The organism is Klebsiella sp. CN_Kp104, from assembly GCF_040064515.1.
GTDB classification, from domain to species: domain Bacteria; phylum Pseudomonadota; class Gammaproteobacteria; order Enterobacterales; family Enterobacteriaceae; genus Klebsiella; species Klebsiella aerogenes.
Map to the genome: position 1 here is coordinate 325,709 of NZ_JBEAII010000002.1, position 19,778 is coordinate 345,486.

Sequence of the window (19,778 nt, forward strand, 5' to 3'; positions counted from 1 at the left end):
TGTTCCCAAAAAGGTAGCGGCTGTGAATAAACTGTTTTTGCTGATCCCGGCGGCGTTGCTGCTCAGCGCCTGCGATAAGCCGTCAGCGCCGGCGGCGTTTACCCCGGAGATGGCCAGTTTTTCCAATGAGTTTGAGTTCGATCCGCTGCGCGGCCCGGTTAAAACCTTTACTCAGATCCTGTTCGACGACCAGGGGGAAATGGTGAAACGGGTGCGTGCCCAGGTGTCGGCAGAAGGCTGTTTTGATCTGCTGGATTTTACCGACCTCGAAAATAAAACCGGCGCGACGCTGGTACTTGACGCGAATTACTATCTGGATGCGCAAACGCAGGAGAAACGCCTGCGGCTGCAGGGGAAATGCCAGCTCGCCGAGATGCCGGCGGCGGGCGTCAGCTGGGAGACCGATGACAACGGCTTTGTGGTGACGGCTCGCGGGAAAGAGAGTACTTCCAGCTATCGCTACGACAGCGAAGGTTATCCGCTGGGCAAAACCACCACCGCGAAAGATGAGCGCTTCAGCGTCGTATCGACGCCGTCCACCGATCCGCGTAAAAAGCTCGATTACAGCGCGGTGAGCGTATTTAACGACCGCGCGTTAGGCAAGGTCAATCAAACCTGCGACTATGACGATCATGACAACCCGATCCGCTGCGAGATGCAGGTTGTCGATGAAAGCGTCCAGCCGGCGGTGACGCGACACTACAGCATCAAAAACAGTATCGACTATTACTGAGCCGTGGGCTTGAGTAGCGTCTGGCCTTGAGGACGATGTTTCTCAAGGTACTGATGCTGGAACAGGCACATGCGAATAGTATTGCGGTATTCGCCGTTGATAAAGAACTCGTGAATCAGCTCGCCTTCGACCATAAAACCGAGTTTGCGGTAGATGTGGATCGCTTTTTCATTTTCTTTATCGACAATCAGATACAGCTTATACAGATTCAGAACGGTAAAGCCGTAGTCCATTGCCAGCTTAGCGGCGCGCGTCGCCAGCCCTTTGCCCTGATATTCCGGGGAGATGATAATCTGGAACTCGGCGCGACGGTGAACGTGGTTTATCTCCACCAGTTCAACCAGCCCGGCTTTTTCGCCATCGCATTCGATAACGAAACGGCGTTCACTTTGATCGTGAATGTGTTTGTCGTAAAGGTCAGAGAGTTCGACGAAGGCCTCGTAAGGTTCTTCAAACCAGTAACGCATTACGCTGGCGTTATTATCAAGCTGGTGGACGAAGCGCAGGTCTTCGCGCTCAAGCGGGCGGAGTTTGACGTGAGGGGCGTCAGACATGGGAAATCCTGTGTGCATGAATAGAAATAGAGGATGGCGCCCACGGGCGCCGGGGAATTATGGCGTAATAACGCGACCGGTACGGCGGTCAAGACAGCGCAGGGTGTTAGGTTCCCAGTAGGCGTTGACGTTGGCGCTCTTCTGGCAGTTATCCTGCGCATCGAAGGCGACGTCGGTTTTGTCCCACTCTTTCTCCGCGCGTTTATTCACCTTCTGCCGTAGCGAGCGGGTATCGTTCCACTGCTCTTTTTCCATTGCGGCTTGCTGACGGCTCTGCGCGCTGTCGCCGGACTCGATCACCAGTTTGTCGGTTTGCGCGAAGGACGAAGCGGTATAGACCATTGCGCTTGCCGCCAGCAGGGCGGTCAGGCACCAGCGTTTATTGCGTGTCATTTTCATCACGATTTCCTTTGAGTGATAAAAAGGGTTAACCAGTTGGACAAGTTTACTACAACTCGCTACCCACGCCTACCTGACAAAATGGCATGGGTTCAGGAACATTATCGCGTACACTGGTGCAACAAATTGTCTCATTTACCAAACTTTAATGCTGAAAACCACGTTACTTTTCTTTGCTACCGCGCTGTGCGAAATCATCGGTTGTTATCTGCCGTGGCTATGGCTGAAGCGGGAAGGTTCTCCGCTGCTGTTGATCCCGACGGCGATGGCGCTGGCGATGTTCGTCTGGCTGCTGACCCTGCATCCGGAGGCCAGCGGTAGGGTGTATGCCGCCTATGGCGGCGTCTACGTCTGTACTGCGCTGCTGTGGCTGCGTTTCGTTGACGGCGTGAAGCTAAACCACTTTGACTGGGCGGGGGCGGCGATTGCGCTGTGCGGCATGCTGATCATCGTTGCTGGCTGGGGGCGGGTATAACGTCTGGCAGCAGCATAAAAAATGCCCTTTGTGATCTTCCACGCTAATTTTAACCTTGATTCTTGTATGGTAGCCGACTAGTTGCCTTACTTACTCTAACCGCATCGTGCTGTTTATCGTAAGAGGCAATTATGGCTACACAAACCCTTGCCAGCGAAGCTGGCGCCAAACCCGTGCGCATTGGCCGGGTGCAAAAAGTCACCCTGACGCTGCTGTTTATCGCCGGTATCGTCAACTTCCTCGATCGTTCGTCATTAAGCGTCGCCGGTGAGGCTATTCGCGGCGATCTCGGGCTTAGCGCGACCGAATTTGGCGTGCTGCTGTCGGCGTTCTCTCTGTCATACGGCTTTGCTCAACTGCCCTCGGGTATTTTGCTCGATCGCTTCGGCCCGCGAATTGTATTGGGGGCAGGGCTGATTTTCTGGTCACTGATGCAGGCGCTGACCGGGGTAGTGAACTCCTTTAGCCACTTTATTTTACTGCGCATTGGCCTCGGAATTGGCGAAGCGCCGTTTATGCCGGCGGGGGTAAAATCCATTACCGACTGGTACGTACAAAAAGAGCGCGGCACCGCGGTCGGCATTTTTAACTCGTCAACGGTGCTTGGCCAGGCGATTGCGCCGCCAGCGCTGGTGCTGATGCAGATAGCCTGGGGCTGGCGCACCATGTTTGTGGTTATCGGCCTTGCCGGGATCGTTGTAGGCCTGTGCTGGTACGCGTGGTATCGCAACCGCGCGCAGTTCGATCTGCAACAGGAGGAGCGCCAGTATCTGGCGGCGCCGGAAAAAGCGCGCCCAACGCTGGTATTCAGCGAGTGGCTGGCGTTGTTCAAACGGCGCACCACCTGGGGCATGATTTTTGGCTTCTCCGGGGTGAACTATACCGGCTGGCTGTATATCGCGTGGCTGCCGGGTTATCTGCAGGCGCAGCAGGGATTGAGCCTGGCGAAAACCGGCTGGGTGGCGGCGATCCCGTTCCTGGCCGCGGCGGTGGGCATGTGGGTCAATGGGCTGGTAGTCGATGCGCTGGCGCGCCGCGGTTACGATCTGGCAAAAACGCGCAAAACAGCCATTGTAGTCGGGCTGACACTTTCCGCGCTCGGCACGCTGCTGGTGGTGCAATCAAACTCGCCGACCCAGGCGGTGGCGTTTATCTCCATGGCGCTATTCTGCGTCCACTTTGCCGGGACCTCGGCCTGGGGGCTGGTACAGGTGATGGTCAGCGAGAATAAAGTCGCGTCGGTGGCGGCGATTCAGAACTTCGGCAGCTTTGTTTTCGCCTCTTTTGCACCGGTCGTCACCGGTTGGGTGGTGGATACCACGCACTCTTTCAACCTGGCCTTGGTTATCGCCGCCTGCGTGACCTTTGCCGGCGCGCTGTGTTATTTCTTCATCGTAAAAGACCGCATCAATTAATCGCTAACGGGGGGCGCCAGTCGCCCCCCGCAACCACATCCGTTTGTGATCCTTCGCATCTTTTTTAAATATCATACTTGTATGGTAGTAGGTCTGGTGATTTAATTTTGATCACTAACCGCACAGATGTAAGGAATTATCCATGAAGATCGTTGCCGCCGACGTGTTTGTTACCTGTCCAGGGCGTAACTTCGTCACCTTAAAAATCACCACCGATGAAGGGATTGTCGGCCTCGGTGATGCCACGCTAAACGGCCGTGAATTGTCGGTCGCCTCATACCTGAAAGATCACCTTTGTCCGCAGCTGATTGGCCGTGATGCTCACCGCATCGAAGATATCTGGCAGTTCTTCTACAAAGGCGCTTACTGGCGCCGCGGCCCGGTGACCATGTCGGCGATTTCCGCCGTTGATATGGCGCTGTGGGATATCAAAGCCAAAGCCGCCGGAATGCCGCTTTACCAACTGCTGGGTGGAGCCTCGCGCGAAGGGGTGATGGTCTATTGCCACACCACCGGTCATTCCATTGATGAAGTGCTGGACGACTACGCCCGCCATCAGGAAATGGGTTTTAAGGCGATCCGCGTGCAGTGCGGTATTCCGGGGATGAAAACCACTTACGGCATGGCCAAGGGCAAAGGTCAGGCATACGAGCCGGCGACCAAAGGCGTGTGGCCGGAAGAACAGCTGTGGTCAACGGAAAAATATCTCGATTTTACCCCGCGGCTGTTTGCCGCCGTGCGCGAAAGATTTGGCTTTAACGAGCACCTGCTACACGACATGCACCATCGCCTGACGCCAATCGAGGCGGCGCGTTTTGGTAAAAGCATTGAGGAGTATCGCCTGTTCTGGATGGAAGATCCGACCCCGGCAGAGAATCAGGCGTGCTTTCGCTTAATCCGTCAGCATACCGTCACGCCGATTGCCGTGGGCGAAGTCTTCAATAGCATTTGGGACTGCAAACAGCTGATTGAAGAGCAGCTCATTGATTATATCCGCACCACCATTACCCACGCTGGCGGGATCAGCGGCATGCGGCGCATCGCCGATTTTGCTTCGTTGTACCAGGTACGTACCGGTTCTCACGGGCCGTCCGATCTCTCTCCGGTATGCATGGCGGCGGCGCTGCATTTCGACCTGTGGGTGCCAAATTTCGGTGTACAGGAGTACATGGGCTATTCCGAACAGATGCTGGAGGTCTTCCCGCATAGCTGGCGTTTTGACAATGGCTATATGCATCCGGGCGATAAACCGGGGCTGGGCATCGAATTCGACGAGAAGCTGGCGGCGAAATATCCCTATGAACCCGCCTGTCTGCCGGTGGCGCGCCTCGAAGATGGCACGCTGTGGAATTGGTAAGGAGAGAAAAATGAAGAGCATTGTTATCCAACAGCCAAACGCGCTGGCGATTGAAGAACGGCCGCTGCCGCAGCCGGGAAATGGAGAAGTGCGGGTAAAGGTGAAACTGGCGGGAATTTGCGGCTCAGATAGCCACATCTATCGTGGACATAACCCGTTCGCCAAATATCCACGGGTCATCGGCCACGAGTTTTTCGGCGTGATTGATGCCGTGGGCGAGGGCGTGACGGATAAAATCGTAGGCCAGCGGGTGACGGTTGATCCGGTTATCAGCTGCGGCCACTGTTATCCCTGCTCGGTCGGTAAGCCCAACGTCTGCGCTTCGCTGGTGGTGCTGGGCGTCCATCGCGATGGCGGGTTTAGCGAATACGCGGTGGTACCGGCCAAAAACGCCTGGCCGGTGCCGGAGAACGTGAGCGACCATCACGCGGTAATGGTGGAGCCCTTTACCATTGCGGCGAATGTCACCGGGCAGGCTAAACCACGCGAACAGGATATTGCGCTGGTCTACGGCGCCGGGCCAATGGGGCTGACCACCATTCAGGTGCTCAAGCGCGTCTATAACGTGCGGCAGGTCATCGTTGCCGATCAGATCCCCGAGCGGCTGCAGATGGCGCAGCAAAACGGCGCCGACTTGACCATCAATAATAAGGAACAGCCGCTGGCGCAGGCGCTGGAAGCGCAGGGTATCCGGCCGACGCTGATTATCGACGCCGCCTGCCATCCGGCGATTTTCGCAGAGGCCATCGCACTGGCCTCGCCGGCGGGCAGGATCGTATTGATGGGCTTTTCTACCGAACCTTCAATGGTGGCGCAGCAGGGGATTACCGGCAAAGAACTCACTATTTATTCTTCCAGACTCAATGCCAATAAATTCCCGCTGGTTCTTGAATGGTTGGCAAACGGATTAATAAATCCGGATCGGCTCATCACCCATCAGTTTGCCTTTGAGGATGTTGTCGATGCCATGACGTTATTTGAAGAAGATCGCAAGCATTGTTGTAAGGTGTTATTAACCTTCAACGCATAAATATAAATAACCTCGCTGTATCCTACTTTAGAGATTATTATTATGACGACAGCTAAAAAAGAGAGAAGCACCTCGGATCTAATTCGCGCCGCGGTATCCGGTTGGCTTGGCACGGCACTGGAGTTTATGGATTTTCAGCTTTATTCTTTAGGCGCCGCGCTGGTCTTTCATGAGATATTTTTCCCGGAGCAGTCGGCGGCTATGGCGCTGATATTAGCGATGGGAACCTATGGCGCAGGATATATTGCGCGGATCGTTGGCGCTTTCATATTCGGTAAAATGGGGGACCGCATCGGGCGTAAAAAGGTTCTGTTTATTACCATCACCATGATGGGAATTTGTACCACGTTGATCGGCGTTTTACCTACCTATGCGCAGATCGGTATTTTTGCGCCAGTGTTACTGGTGACCCTGCGTATTATCCAGGGGCTGGGGGCGGGCGCTGAAATTTCCGGCGCCGGAACCATGCTGGCGGAGTATGCGCCAAAAGGCAAACGCGGCATCATCTCTTCTCTGGTGGCGATGGGCACCAACTGCGGGACGCTGAGCGCCACGGCCATCTGGGCGATAATGTTCTTCCTGCTCGATCGCGAACAACTCATCGCCTGGGGCTGGCGTATTCCGTTCCTCGCGAGCGTCGTGGTAATGATCTTTGCCATCTGGCTGCGTTTGAATCTGAAAGAAAGCCCGGTATTTGAACAGGTCAACGAAGCCGATGAAATTCAGGCTAAAGCCGCCGCCGCGCAAAACACGTTCGGCGCAATGTTAAAAAGTAAATCATTCTGGCTGGCGACCGGTTTACGTTTTGGCCAGGCCGGTAATTCCGGTTTATTACAAACATTTCTCGCGGGATATCTGGTTCAAACCCTATTATTTGATAAAGCGATTCCGACCGATGCCTTAATGATTAGCTCAGTGATTGGTTTTATTACTATTCCGCTGTTAGGTTGGTTGTCGGATAAAGTTGGGCGCCGTTTGCCTTATATTATCGTGAATATTTCGGCCATTATTCTGGCCTGGCCGATGCTGGCCATTATTGTCGATAAAAGCTATAGCGCCAGCACAATTATGCTATCGCTGATTGTCATTCATAACGTGGCGGTGCTGGGCTTGTTCGCGCTGGAAAATATTACTATGGCGGAAATGTTCGGATCGCGTAATCGTTTCACCAGAATGGCTATCTCAAAAGAGGCCGGCGGTCTGGTGGCGGTGGGATTCGGGCCGGTGCTGGCCGGTATCTTCTGTAACGTAACCGGTTCGTGGTGGCCGATTGTCGCGATGCTGGTCTGCTATTCAGCTATCGGTCTCATCTCGTCCTTGCTGATGCCGGAAGTGTGCGACCGTGACCTGAGTCTGGACCACGATGCGGCGGACGCTGGTACACGCCAGGCGCTGAGCGCGAACGGCCAATACGCGAAATCCTAATCTCATCGTTAACGCTATCCAGCCGGGTTTATTCCCGGCTCATTCCCACCATTGCGCGCAGGATCACGAAACGCGACAGCGTCGGATCTTCTTGTATGGTAGTTGATGGAAATCAAAGATGTCATACCAATTGCGTGCGATGGTTTACCTCACCAAAACATTCTGTTTGAGAATGATTTATCAGTCATCATAAAAATGAGAGACACCATGGAAAACACGCTTTTAAACGCCAGGGCAACGCTTCCTTCTTACGATCGCAGCAAGCTGGTTTCTCGCATCGTTCATCTCGGTTTTGGGGCTTTTCACCGCGCCCATCAGGCGGTGTATGCCGATATCCTTGCCGCCGAACACGGCAGCGACTGGGGTTATACCGAAGTGAACCTTATTGGCGGCGAGCAGCAGATTGCCGATTTGCAACAGCAGGACTTGCTCTATACGGTGGCTGAAATGTCCGCCGATGCCTGGACCGCGCGCGTCGTCGGCGTGGTGAAGCAGGCGATGCATGCGCAGGTCGATGGCCTGGAAAGCGTGTTGGCGAAAATGTGCGAGCCGCAGGTGGCGATTGTCTCGCTGACCATCACCGAAAAAGGCTACTGTCACTCTCCGGCCACCGGCCAGCTGCAGCTCGATAACCCGCTGATTGCCGCCGATCTGCAAACTCCACACCAGCCAAAATCCGCGCCGGGCGTGGTGGTAGAAGCGCTGGCGCGCCGTCGCGCCGCCGGTCTGCCGGCTTTCAGCGTCATGTCCTGCGATAATATGCCGGAAAACGGCCACGTAATGCGCAACGTAGTTTGTGCGTTTGCCCGCGCCGTTGATGACGAACTGGCACAGTGGATTGAGCAGAACGTGACGTTCCCTTCTACAATGGTCGACCGTATTGTTCCTGCCGTGACCGCTGATACGCTGGATAAAATTGAACAACTCACCGGGGTGCGCGATCCGGCCGGTGTGGCTTGCGAACCGTTCCGCCAGTGGGTTATCGAAGATAACTTCGTCGCCGGTCGTCCGCAGTGGGAGAAAGCTGGTGCGGAGCTGGTCACTGACGTGGTGCCGTTTGAAGAGATGAAGCTGCGTATGCTCAACGGCAGCCACTCGTTCCTTGCTTATCTGGGCTATCTCGCCGGTTATCAGCATATCAATGATTGCATGCAGGATGATAACTACCGCCGCGCCGCGCAGGCGTTAATGTTGCAAGAGCAAGCGCCGACGCTAAAAGTACAGGGCGTCGATCTGGCGCGTTATGCTGGTTTGCTTATTGAGCGTTATAGTAATCCGGCGCTTAAGCATCGCACCTGGCAGATTGCGATGGACGGTAGTCAGAAGCTCCCGCAGCGTATGCTTGATTCCGTGCGCTGGCACCTGGCGCATCACAGTGATTTCAGCCTGCTGGCGCTGGGTATTGCCGGCTGGATGCGCTACGTGAGCGGCGTCGATGATCAGGGGCAGACGATTGAAATCAGCGATCCGCTGCTGCCGGTAATTCAACAGGCGGTGCAGGGCAGTAAAGAGGGTAGCGAACGCGTGCAGGCGCTGCTGGGTATTAAGGCCATTTTCGGCGATAGCCTGCCGCAGGAAGCGCGTTTTGTCGATGCGGTGACGGCGGCGTATCTCTCTTTGCAGATTCACGGCGCGAAGGCGACCGTTGCCGAATGGGCTAAAGCCCAGTAAAAAACCATCATTCCACTAGTAGCCCGGCAACATATAGCGTGCCGGGCTATTTTTGTATTAGCAATACGAATACCTTTTGATATTTCCCGCCTGTACATCACTCTAAAAATCTATAATTAATTATACATTTCTGAAATTTATTTTTATCTCTGAAGTATTTATTTGGGTGATTGATCGTATTCCCATACGTTTAAATATGGCAGAATAAAATCATCCCAACGGTTTCTTCAGGACTAAGGAGCTCAGGCTATGTACAAAAAAATACTGTTGCCGGTCGATGTTTTTGAAATGGATTTAAGCGATAAGGCCGTTCGTCACGCCGATTTTTTAGCATCTGCCGAAGAGGGTGAAATCACGTTGCTGAACGTGCTGCCAAACAGCACCAGTTCTTTGCTGCGCGGCTTTACGGCGGATATTCGTAAATTTGAAGCCTATATGAAAGAGGAGTCGGAAAAGAAAATGCGCGATCTCTCGCGGTTGTTTTCTACCCCGGCTTCGCGGATCCATACCCACATTGTTTTTGGTAATGTGCGCGATGAAATATTAGCGCTGAGCGAAAAAGAAAAGTTTGACGTTATCGTTATTGGCTCACGTAAACCGGGTATTTCAACCCACCTTCTTGGTTCAAACGCTGAATCCGTTTTACGCTATGCCAACGTTCCGGTGTTAGTGGTGCGGTAATCTATTTTACGGCAGCTGACGCAACGTTGGCTGCCGCTTATCCCATTATTCTTCGCTGAACCACTCGCTATTTTCCTGACGAATTAATAATACCGACTCGCTAATCTCATGCAGGTGGATATTCATCGCCTGTTCGACGGCATCAAGATCGCGTTTTTCCAGCGCATGAAAAATATCGAGATGCTGACGCAGCAGCATATCCGGCGGGGTCACGTGATCGAGACTCATATAACGAACCCGGTCGATGGTCGCTTTAATATTTTCAATGGTGTCCCACGCCAGCTGGCAGTCGGCGATAAGAGACAATTTCTGGTGAAATTCGTCATCGAGCTGGAAAAAATCATTGAGCTGCTGACGCTCTACCGCCACTCGCTGCTGGTTGAGGTTTTGCTCCAGCTGATAGAGCTGTTCATCGTTGATCATCGAACCTGCGCGGCGTACTACCGCGCACTCAATGGCCTGACGCACGAAACAGCCGTTGCGTACCTGGGTCATCGAGATTTTATTCACATAGCTGCCGCGCTGTGGGCGGATCTGAATCAGCCCGTTTTCCGCCAATTTGATAAAGGCTTCGCGTACCGGCTGGCGAGAGACATCAAATCGCACCGACACCTCTTTCTCCGACAGCGGCGTTCCCGGCGGGATCAGGCAATGGACAATATCCCGGCGAAGGATGCGATAGATTTGCTGATTGACGGGCTGGGTCGGATTCAGTTGCGTTTCTGCGGCCATTGATGATTACTTTTTAATGGGTTATGAGCATTATTTTACTCGTTTTTTACCGTTCCGCCCAGACCTGGCCTGCAGGCCAGGCCGCAGAGGACGTTAGCCCTGACGATGGACGCTGAGACCGGCAAAGCTCTGGCTGACCGGCATCATTTCCAGCGTATTAATGTTGACGTGTTTCGGCAGATTCGCGACCCACCACACCGCTTCGGTGACATCTTCCGGCGTCAGCGCCTGGGTGTTCTCATACGTTTTACCGGCTTTTGCATCGTCGCCTTTAAAACGTACGTTGGAGAACTCGGTGCCGCCAACCAGGCCCGGCTCGACATCGGTGACGCGAATCGCAGTGCCGTGCAAATCGGTGCGCAGATTCAGGCTGAACTGGCGCACGAACGCTTTGGTCGCGCCGTAGACGTTACCACCAGCGTAGGGCCAACTGCCGGCGGTCGAACCGATATTAATAATATGGCCGCGATTACGCTCAACCATCCCCGACAGCACCGCGCGGGTCATGTAAACCAGGCCTTTATTGTTGGTATCGATCATGTCTTCCCAATCTTCAACGCTGGCGCGATGGGCGGGTTCCAGACCTAACGCCAGGCCGGCGTTGTTCACCAGGACGTCAATAGCCTGCCACTGTGCAGGCAACCCGGCGATCATCTCTTCGATGGCGGCGCGATTACGCACATCGAGTTGCGCGGTATACAGGTTATCGCCAAGCTCCTCTTTGAGCGCCTTCAGGCGTTCTTCACGACGCCCGGTGGCGATTACTTTGTGGCCGTTAGCAATAAAACGACGAGTAATACATTCGCCAAATCCAGCAGTTGCACCAGTCACCAGAATAATCATCTTACTGTTCCTCAACGCTTTTTGTGTTGTCATAACATAGCACGCGATAACGCCGCGCGGTAAAGGAAAATCGTATCGTCATCTGTTGGTATAACGCGCTGGCAGGATAAATCATTGCGACCAATCAACGAGTTGCCTAATCTTAGTGGATACCCGCGTTCAGGAGAGAATGATGACGGACAATAATCCCTTTTTACACGTCAGCCTACTGCCGTACCAGGCGCCGCATTTTGATTTGATTGAAGATAGTCATTATCGCCCGGCTTTTGATGAGGGCGTTCGGCGCCAGCGCGAGGAGATTGCGGCAATCGTCAACAATCCGGCGCCGGCGGATTTTGACAATACCCTGGTCGCGCTGGAGCAGAGCGGCCAGCTCCTGGGCCGGGTGACCCGGGTCTTTTTCGCCATGGCCGGGGCGAATACCAATCCGCTGATACAGGAACTGGACGAACAGTTTTCCGCTGAGCTCGCCGAGCTTGGCAACGATATCTGGCTCAACGATGCGCTGTACCAGCGAGTCAAACAGGTTTGGCAGCAGCGAGACGCCCTGAGTCTGGATCCGGAGTCGCGTCGTCTGCTCGAAGTGAGCTGGCAGCGTTTTCAGCTGGCGGGAGCCGCATTGGCGCAAGAGCAGAAAACCGCGCTAAAAGCATTGAATACCGAGGAAGCGTTACTGCAAAGTCAGTTCCAGCAGCGTCTGCTGGCGGCGGTGAAGTCTGGCGGTCTGGTCGTTGATTATCAACACCAGCTTGACGGACTGGCCGCGGATGAGATTGCCGCCGCCGCCGATGCCGCGCGCGACAAAGGCCTGCACGACCGTTGGCTGCTGGCGCTGACCAATACTACCCAGCAACCGGCGCTGCAGGCACTTGCCGATCGCCAGACCCGGCACAATTTGTTCGCCGCGGGCTGGACGCGTAACCAGAAGGGCGATGCCAACGACACCCGTGAACTGGTTTTGCGGCTGGCGGAAATCCGCGCCCGTAAGGCCGAATTGCTGGGCGTCGCCGATTACGCGAGCTGGTCGATGGCCGATCAAATGGCGAAAACGCCGTCTGAGGCGCTTGCCTTTATGCGCCGCATCGCGCCTGCGGCCCGCCGACGCGCCGAACAGGAGCTTGCCGACATCCAGCAGGTAATTGATGAAGAGGGCGGTGATTTTCAGGCCGCGGCCTGGGACTGGTTATATTACGGCGAGCAGGTACGGCGCGCTAAATTCGCCATCGATGAAGCGCAGCTAAAACCCTATTTCGCTCTGGACCGGGTGCTGGAAGATGGCGTTTTCTGGACCGCCTCCCAACTGTTTGGCATCCGTTTTGTCGAACGTTTTGATATTCCGCTTTACCATCCCGATGTGCGGGTCTGGGAAATCTTTGATGCCAACGGCGAAGGCATGGCGCTGTTTTACGGCGATTATTTCTCGCGTGATAGCAAAAGCGGCGGCGCCTGGATGGACGTATTTGTCGAGCAATCGACGCTGCGTGCCCAGCGTCCGGTGATTTACAACGTTTGCAACTACCAGAAACCAAAAGCCGGCGGCTGCGCGCTGCTATCCTGGGATGACGTCATCACGCTGTTCCACGAGTTTGGCCATGCGCTGCACGGCCTGTTCGCTAACCAGCGTTATGCGAGCCTTTCAGGCACCAATACGCCGCGCGATTTCGTCGAATTTCCGTCGCAGATTTACGAACATTGGGCCCGCGAGCCGCAGGTCTTCGCCCATTATGCGAAGCACTACCAGACCGGCGAAGCCATGCCGGACGATCTGCGAGACAGCATGTTCCGCGCCTCAACGTTCAATAAGGGTTATGACATGAGCGAACTGCTGGCGGCGGCGCTGCTGGACATGCACTGGCACAGCGTCACCCCGCAGGGGCTGCCGCAGGATGTCGATGCTTTCGAACAGCAGTCTCTGCGCGAGGAGCAGATGGATCTGGCGGCGGTTCCGCCGCGCTATCGCAGCAGCTATTTCTCACATATTTTCGGCGGCGGTTATGCGGCGGGCTATTATGCCTATCTGTGGACGCAAATGCTTGCCGACGACGGTTATCAGTGGTTTGTCGAGCAGGGGGGATTAACCCGGGAAAACGGTCAACGTTTCCGCGAGGCGATCTTATCGCGCGGTAACAGCTGCGATCTCGAAGCGCTGTATCGCGACTGGCGCGGGCACGATCCGCTGATCGAGCCGATGTTGAAAAATCGCGGTTTGTAGATACTGTGCTACCCGCCGCCGCCAGGGTTTTTCCCGGCGGCGGCGCATTGCGCCTTGTTCGGGCAACCAAAACGCACGGCATGCTACTGTCACCAATGTACATTTTGCGACCATTCTCAACGCCCGGAGCAACAAATAAGAGTTGTTAAGATTCACAATTCCACTTTTTTCCTTCATCATTTGTCGGCCTTTACTACTAATAATGCGTACTTACAAAGTGCAATTTGTTTTTTTTTATATTCCTGGCCGCTATGAACTATAAAAAAGTACTTACGATGATGTTTTTTCCTGCGGCGCTTGGGCGTGGCCAGGGACTTGTTCAATGACATTTTTGACCCCACTCGGGAGGAACACAGTGCACCCGTTAATTAAGGTCATGCTGGTGGGCGGCAAAGCAGATGGTCTGCTGGTCAGCGTCGCCGACACCGCGACGGAAGTTTCCGTCACGCCTGCGCAGTACGGTGCGCCATCCGGGCTTCCGCTGAACTACCGGGTGGTGTCGCAGGTTATTGATAATGAACGCCTGTTTTTCGGCGTGTTTAGTGATACACACCTGGATGCCGATAAGCTCGCCAGAGTCGCGCTGACGCGCGGGATGAAAAAATCGCTCAGTTGAGCGTCGGCACGCCTGAGGAATGGCATGATTAACCGTATTCGTATCAATAATTTCCGTTCAGTCAGAGAGATTGAACTGGAACTGGGGCCGCTGAACATTGTGTTTGGCCCTAACGGTTGCGGAAAATCGAATATCTACAAAGCAATCCATCTGTTAACCGCCTCGGCTAACGGCCAGTTCTCCAGCTATCTCAGCGAGGAGGGCGGGCTGGAGAACATCATGTGGTCAGGCAAGCAGGCGCCGACCGACCGCCACCCACGGCGTCTGCAAATCGCCTGCCTGACCGATGAATTTGAATATGAACTGCAGGTGGGGTTTCCGGAAAAACTGCCGTATCCGACGCAATTCATGCTCGACCCGATCGTTAAAGAAGAGAATATCTGGCTGTCGGGCTTTAACCGCCGACCATCATCGCGTGTACTGCAGCGGAAAAACCAGGCAGCGTTCCTGGTCGACGTCAACGGTGAAAAAAGTACCTTCACCGATACCATTTACGAAAACGAATCTATTTTCGGCCAGCTTGGCGAACCGCATCGTTTTCCGGAAGTGTCGCGCGTGCGGGAGACCATGCGCCGTTGGCGTTTTTACCATGAATTTGCCATCGGCAGGCTTTCACCGCTGCGCCAGCCGACGGTCGGCTACCGTTCGCCGGTGCTCGATAGCGATGGCGGCAATCTGGCGGCGGCATTTCAGACTATCGTCGAAATTGGCGCTGAGGAGTTGCTGCATGAAATCCTCGGCGAAGCGTTCCCTGACTGTACCTTTTTCTGTGAGAACGACAACTCGCGGTTCGTGATGAAGATGCGCCGGGAGGGAATTTATCGGCCGCTGCTGGCGGCGGAGATGTCTGACGGTACCCTGCGTTTTTTATGCCTGGCGGTTGCCTTGCTCAGCCCACGGCCACCGGCCTTTCTCGCCATTAATGAGCCGGAAAACAGCCTGCATCGTCAGATGTTCCCGGCGCTGGCGCGACTGATTGTCGAAGCATCACGCTATAGCCAGATCTGGCTCACCAGCCACTCGGCGGAACTGGCGCAATTGATCTCGGCGCGTGCGCAGAGCCGCATCTACGAACTGGAAAATAACGGTGGGCAAACGCAAATTAGAGCGGCGTTGCCGTCATCCCTGACGGAACGTTAATCTCTCAGGCCGCGTTGTTATACTCTGCCGTGGGCAGCAGCGTCTTACCGCCTTTTAAGGTAAATAGCGATACCAGGGTAAAGCTCAGGGTGATTGAGCCGAGGATCAGGTAGGCCTGGTGAAAACCCACGGTGTCGTACATCCGCCCGACCCAGGCCGAAAGCACTACGCCGGAAAGCTGTTTCGACAGGTTAAAGCCGATTAAAAATAGGGTGGCGGAAAGCTTAGGGTTAAATGCGGAAGAAATATATTTGAAGGTCCCGACCAGCAGGAACGGTAATTCAAACATGTGCAGCATTTTTAAAATGACCACTTCCACCGCCGAAGTCGCAAATGAAGATCCGAGAATGCGCATCGACATAATTATACCGGCGATCAGCAGGGCGTTTTTCGCGCCGATGCGGTTAATAATTGCCGGGGCGCAGAACATAATCATCGCGTTGAGTAATTCACCGCCGGTGGTGACAAAGCCAAAAACTTCGGTCCCGCGCTGCGGCGTGGCGAAAAAGCCTTTAAAAAAGTTTGCGAACTGCTGGTCAAAAACGTCATATACGCTGGCGACGCCCACAACATAAATAATAAATCCCCAGAAACGCGGCATTCGCAGCAGTTCGGCCGCCGTACGCAGAGAAAAGGCCTGGCGGTTGGCGCCGATGGCGTCAATAACCTGCGCGCTGCTGCTGGCTTCCGGGCGCGATAGCCATAACAACACGCCAAGCACCAGCGCAAAACCGGAGGCTATCCAGAAGGTTATATTAGGATCAATACCGAACAAGATGCCGGTAATTGACGCGCACAGGGCCCAGCCGACGCAGCCCGAGACGCGCACTTTGCCGTATTCAAAACGGTTGGCGCGGCTGACGCGTTCAATATAGGCCTCGACCGCGCCGGAACCGCTGGAAAATACCACGCCTAAATAAATGCCCCCCACCAGCGCGCCGGCGATAATGTTCATTTGCAGCAACGGCGAGAAGACAAAAATAAAGAACGGGGCGAATAAAATAAGCAGTACGGTAATGGTCCACAGCAGATGTTTACGCAGCCCGAGCTTATCGGAAATCAGGCCAAACACCGGTTGGAAAATAATCGCGAACAGCGAAATGGAGGAGAAAACAATCCCTGTTTCGGTTTTCGTTAAATGGTTTACTTCCGCCAGCCATACCGGGAAAAAGGGAAAGTAAGCCGACATAATGAAATAGTAAAAGAAAAAGAACAGCATGAAATAGATAAAATTGTGCCGTTCGCGGGGCGTGAGTTCAGAGAGTTTCATATCTTATTATACCTGTGCGGTGGGGGCCGAGGCCCCCGTTATTATTGACAATGAAGCGTAACCTGATAGTGCCAGTGTGTCTCGAGCAGCAGCCACTGTGGCAGAACGCTTGGTGTCCAGGAATCATCGCCGCCAACGCCCATATGCTGGCCGTCGAGGGTGATCCAGACGCCTTTTTCCGGCGTCATGCGATGCCAGTGATCGGTCGTCATCAGCTGTTCCGTGCTGTACGGCTGCACCGAAAAGTGGAACTGGCCTGCGACGTGCCAGCATCCCCAGTCCAGCGCTTTGCAATCGCAGCGCAGACCGTTTTCGCTGGGGAAGATATAGGGCGTGCTCATGTCGCGCAGCGGCTGTTGCCAGCGTGAAAAACAGGCGCTACTTTTGCGATCCGGATAGTTTTCGTGCGGCCCTAATCCCAGCCAACTGACCTCAGTGTGTTGATCGGCGACCTGGAAGCGCAGCCCGACGCGCGCCAGCGGCGGTAACGTGGCTGCACGTTCGCCATCAACGGTGAGCTGGAGCTTGCCGTCGGCGGTGAAGGTCATGCGCCAGTGGCTGGCAATGACCGTCTCCTCGTCGCGCAGATAGTGCCAGTGGCTATCAACGATCACCTCCCGTGCCAGCTGTTGTGCCTCGCATTTTACGCAGCGGGTCGTCAACGAATACAGACCGGCACTCTTCCAGCGTTCGACCCAGGCGTTCGGATCGATACGTTCGACTTCGCTGACGCCGATATCATTGTCCAGCGGCGCACGGACAAACTGATCCTCCAGCGGGGTCAGCAGCTGCTGTTCTCCCGCGCAATACCATTCGCTTAAACGCCCGCTCTGGCGATCGATAACCCAGCGCTGGGATCCGACGCTAACCTCGTAGATCGCGGGTTTGATGGTCAGGACCGGCGCCGGGCCTTCGGCGGAGGTCTCAGCTAGCGCCAGAGGCGCGGTAAGCGCTAGCTGCTGCCAGGCGACGCGGTGACCGGGCTCAGACCATGACGTCGCCTGCGGCTGGATCACCTCGAGCAGCAGCCAGACATCGCGGGCACCGCGCGGCAGGGCCAGGCTGTCGCTAAGAATCAATTCCGCCCGCCCTTGCGGCGGCAGCGCCAGCGCTAAGTCGCCGCTGGCTATCGTTTCTCCGGCGCACTCTACTCGCCAGCGCAGCGTTTCGTTGTCGGTGGCGCGGAACAGGTATTCGCTGGTGATAGCAATGCGCAGCGGATTTTGTTCCAGCAAGGCGAACTGGAAATACTGTTGCGCATGTTTGGCCTCGATAAGCGAAGGATGAGCGCGCCGGTCGGGGAATACCAGGCCATTCATGCAGAACTGCCGGTCGTTAGGCTTATCGCCGAAATCGCCGCCATAGGCCCAGCCGACGCTACCATCCGGGAATGTTTTTTCGATTGCCTGGTCGGCCCAATCCCAGATAAAACCGCCCTGCAGGCGAGGATAGTCGCGGAAGGCTTGCCAGTAATCGGCGAAATTGCCAAGGCTATTGCCCATCGCGTGGGCGTATTCGCAGAGGATTAGCGGGCGTTGTTCGCCAGGCATACCGATCCACTTTTTGATCGACCATTTGGGCACCGCCGGGAAGGGCTGGTCGCGCTCGACGCGGGCGTACATCGGGCAGATAATATCGGTGGCGCTGCTGTCGGCGCCGCCGCCTTCATACTGTACCGGACGCGAAGGATCGTTGTGCTTCAACCATTGGTACATGGCCTGATGGTTGTCGCCGCAGCCGGACTCATTACCCAGCGACCAGATAATGATCGAGGGATGGTTGCGGTTGCTCTGGACCATACGGGTGACGCGCGCGCTGTAAGCGGCAAGCCAGGCCGGATCGTCAGACAGCCGATTCATCGGCACCATGCCGTGAGTTTCGATATTGGCTTCGTCCACGACGTACAGGCCGTAGCGGTTGCATAGCTCGTACCAGCGCGGGGCGTTGGGGTAGTGCGAACAGCGCACAGCATTGAAATTGTTCTGCTTCATCAGCAGAATGTCCTGCACCATATCCTCTTCGTTGACCACCTGGCCGCGCTGATGATGATGTTCGTGGCGGTTGACGCCGCGGATCAATAGCGGCTTGCCGTTGAGCAACAGTAGCCCGTCACGGATTTCTACCTGGCGAAAACCAATATCCCAGCCTTCCGCTTCAAGCAACGTCTCGCCGCGCCATAGCGATACCACCGCGCGGTAGCAATGAGGCTGCTCGGCGCTCCACAGCCGCGGGCGTTCGACGTCGAGATTGATGATTGCCCGCTCGCCGTAGCTGCCGCGTTCATCAATAATCGGCGTACCCAGCGGCTGGCGCTGGCTGGCAAGGCGCGTTTTGCCATCCCACAGCGCAACCTCCACTTCCAGCGCCGCCAGCGCTTCAGACGCGGCCTCGACGCTAAGTTTGACCTGCAATTGCGCATCGCGATAGCGCGCATCGAGCTGCGGGGTTAATTGCACATCGCTGAGGCGGGCCTGCGGTTTATGCAATAACCAGACCGAACGGAAGATACCGCTCATGCGCCACATATCCTGATCTTCAAGCCAACTGCCCGCGCTCCAGCGCATCACCATCACGCACAAGCGGTTGGCGCCTTGCTGCAGATACGGGCTTAAATCAAAGGCGGCGGGCAGGCGGCTATCCTGGGAGTAGCCAACCCATTCGCCGTTGCACCACAGATGAAAGGCGGAGTTGACGCCGTCAAAGATAATTTGCGTTTGCCCTTCGGCCCGCCACGCCTCATCGACGGTCAACTGTAGCGAATAGCAGCCGGTAGGGTTGTCTTCGGGCACCCGCGGCGGCACGGTATCAATCGGATAGCGGACGTTGCTGTATATCGGCGCGTCATAGCCCTCCATTTGCCAGTTTGAAGGCACCGGCGTCGGGCGACTGTCAGGCAGGTCATGCTGCAGCCAGCTGGCATCAACCTGAAACGGACTGCGGGCATAGGAAAATTGCCATTCGCCGTCCAGTTGACGACGGCGGTCGGAAGGGCGGTTGTCGCGCGCCGCATCGGCATCGCGCCAGCTGGCAAAAGTGGGATGTGCGGGCAGGCGGTTGAGGTGGGTGATAGTCTGGTTCTGCCAGTCCTCGCGGGCCAGGACTTCGTGAAAAGCGGGGCCGCGAGCGGCGCCTGAATCATATCGTTGCATACGCATACCTGACGGATAATGGTAATAAATGTTATTCGCTAAACAATCTCATCGGGTTATCGGGTATTTTTTGCAG

The 19,778-nt window shown here is 55.4% G+C and carries 16 protein-coding genes and 1 pseudogene; 11 read left to right on the forward strand and 6 right to left on the reverse strand.

Features of this window, described 5'->3' with window-relative positions; genetic code table 11:
- Positions 1-22: 22 nt before the first annotated feature.
- Positions 23-733, forward strand: a complete 711-nt coding sequence (locus tag ABLU80_RS03485; RefSeq protein ID WP_015366765.1) for a YnfC family lipoprotein — start codon at positions 23-25, stop codon at positions 731-733.
- On the opposite strand, the gene speG is transcribed toward ABLU80_RS03485, so the two are convergent.
- Positions 727-1,287, reverse strand: a complete 561-nt coding sequence (speG, locus tag ABLU80_RS03490) for a spermidine N1-acetyltransferase (RefSeq protein WP_015366764.1) — start codon at positions 1,285-1,287, stop codon at positions 727-729. The genes ABLU80_RS03485 and speG overlap by 7 nt on opposite strands.
- A 57-nt stretch (positions 1,288-1,344) precedes the next feature.
- The gene (locus ABLU80_RS03495; protein WP_015366763.1) at positions 1,345-1,686 is read right to left on the reverse strand and encodes a DUF1283 family protein; all 342 of its coding nucleotides are present in this window, start codon (positions 1,684-1,686) and stop codon (positions 1,345-1,347) included.
- A 113-nt stretch (positions 1,687-1,799) separates the two neighbouring features.
- Between ABLU80_RS03495 and ABLU80_RS03500 the strand changes: the two are divergent.
- From ABLU80_RS03500 to ABLU80_RS03530, 7 genes and pseudogenes are all read left to right on the forward strand, one after another.
- Positions 1,800-2,161 (forward strand): annotated as a pseudogene (locus ABLU80_RS03500) (YnfA family protein).
- Between the two features lie 131 nt (positions 2,162-2,292).
- The gene (locus ABLU80_RS03505) at positions 2,293-3,576 is read left to right on the forward strand and encodes an MFS transporter (RefSeq protein ID WP_348849700.1); all 1,284 of its coding nucleotides are present in this window, start codon (positions 2,293-2,295) and stop codon (positions 3,574-3,576) included.
- Between the two features lie 142 nt (positions 3,577-3,718).
- Positions 3,719-4,933: a D-mannonate dehydratase ManD gene (manD, locus tag ABLU80_RS03510; RefSeq protein WP_015366759.1), complete on the forward strand. Its 1,215-nt coding sequence runs from the start codon at positions 3,719-3,721 to the stop codon at positions 4,931-4,933.
- 10 nt (positions 4,934-4,943) lie between these two features.
- Complete coding sequence (locus tag ABLU80_RS03515; protein ID WP_348849701.1) at positions 4,944-5,963, forward strand: Zn-dependent oxidoreductase; 1,020 nt, start codon at positions 4,944-4,946, stop codon at positions 5,961-5,963.
- 42 nt (positions 5,964-6,005) lie between these two features.
- Entirely contained in the window at positions 6,006-7,388 is a 1,383-nt protein-coding gene (locus ABLU80_RS03520) for an MFS transporter (RefSeq protein WP_126027944.1), read from the forward strand.
- Between the two features lie 207 nt (positions 7,389-7,595).
- Positions 7,596-9,059 (forward strand): mannitol dehydrogenase family protein, encoded by a 1,464-nt coding sequence (locus ABLU80_RS03525; protein WP_348849702.1) that lies wholly within the window; start codon positions 7,596-7,598, stop codon positions 9,057-9,059.
- A 249-nt stretch (positions 9,060-9,308) separates the two neighbouring features.
- On the forward strand, positions 9,309-9,740 hold the full coding sequence (locus ABLU80_RS03530; protein ID WP_015366755.1) for a universal stress protein: 432 nt from the start codon (positions 9,309-9,311) through the stop codon (positions 9,738-9,740).
- 45 nt (positions 9,741-9,785) lie between these two features.
- Here the strand turns inward: ABLU80_RS03530 and ABLU80_RS03535 are convergent, their stop codons facing one another.
- The gene (locus ABLU80_RS03535; protein WP_015366754.1) at positions 9,786-10,472 is read right to left on the reverse strand and encodes a GntR family transcriptional regulator; all 687 of its coding nucleotides are present in this window, start codon (positions 10,470-10,472) and stop codon (positions 9,786-9,788) included.
- Between the two features lie 93 nt (positions 10,473-10,565).
- Complete coding sequence (gene ydfG, locus ABLU80_RS03540) at positions 10,566-11,315, reverse strand: bifunctional NADP-dependent 3-hydroxy acid dehydrogenase/3-hydroxypropionate dehydrogenase YdfG (RefSeq protein ID WP_348849703.1); 750 nt, start codon at positions 11,313-11,315, stop codon at positions 10,566-10,568.
- Positions 11,316-11,487: 172 nt separating this feature from the next.
- On the opposite strand from ydfG, the gene dcp reads away from it, so the two are divergent.
- The 3 genes from dcp (at position 11,488) to ABLU80_RS03555 (ending at position 15,283) form a co-directional block, all read left to right on the forward strand.
- Complete coding sequence (dcp, locus tag ABLU80_RS03545) at positions 11,488-13,527, forward strand: peptidyl-dipeptidase Dcp (RefSeq protein WP_348849817.1); 2,040 nt, start codon at positions 11,488-11,490, stop codon at positions 13,525-13,527.
- 355 nt (positions 13,528-13,882) lie between these two features.
- On the forward strand, positions 13,883-14,143 hold the full coding sequence (locus ABLU80_RS03550) for a hypothetical protein (protein ID WP_015705301.1): 261 nt from the start codon (positions 13,883-13,885) through the stop codon (positions 14,141-14,143).
- A 24-nt stretch (positions 14,144-14,167) separates the two neighbouring features.
- Positions 14,168-15,283 carry an AAA family ATPase gene (locus ABLU80_RS03555; protein ID WP_042897591.1) on the forward strand — a complete coding sequence of 372 codons (1,116 nt, stop codon included), beginning with the start codon at positions 14,168-14,170 and terminating at the stop codon, positions 15,281-15,283.
- A gap of 4 nt (positions 15,284-15,287) precedes the next feature.
- On the opposite strand, the gene ABLU80_RS03560 is transcribed toward ABLU80_RS03555, so the two are convergent.
- Positions 15,288-16,553 (reverse strand): MFS transporter, encoded by a 1,266-nt coding sequence (locus tag ABLU80_RS03560; RefSeq protein WP_015705302.1) that lies wholly within the window; start codon positions 16,551-16,553, stop codon positions 15,288-15,290.
- A gap of 41 nt (positions 16,554-16,594) precedes the next feature.
- Positions 16,595-19,702 (reverse strand): beta-galactosidase, encoded by a 3,108-nt coding sequence (locus ABLU80_RS03565; RefSeq protein ID WP_100279820.1) that lies wholly within the window; start codon positions 19,700-19,702, stop codon positions 16,595-16,597.
- Between the last annotated feature and the right edge of the window lie 76 nt (positions 19,703-19,778).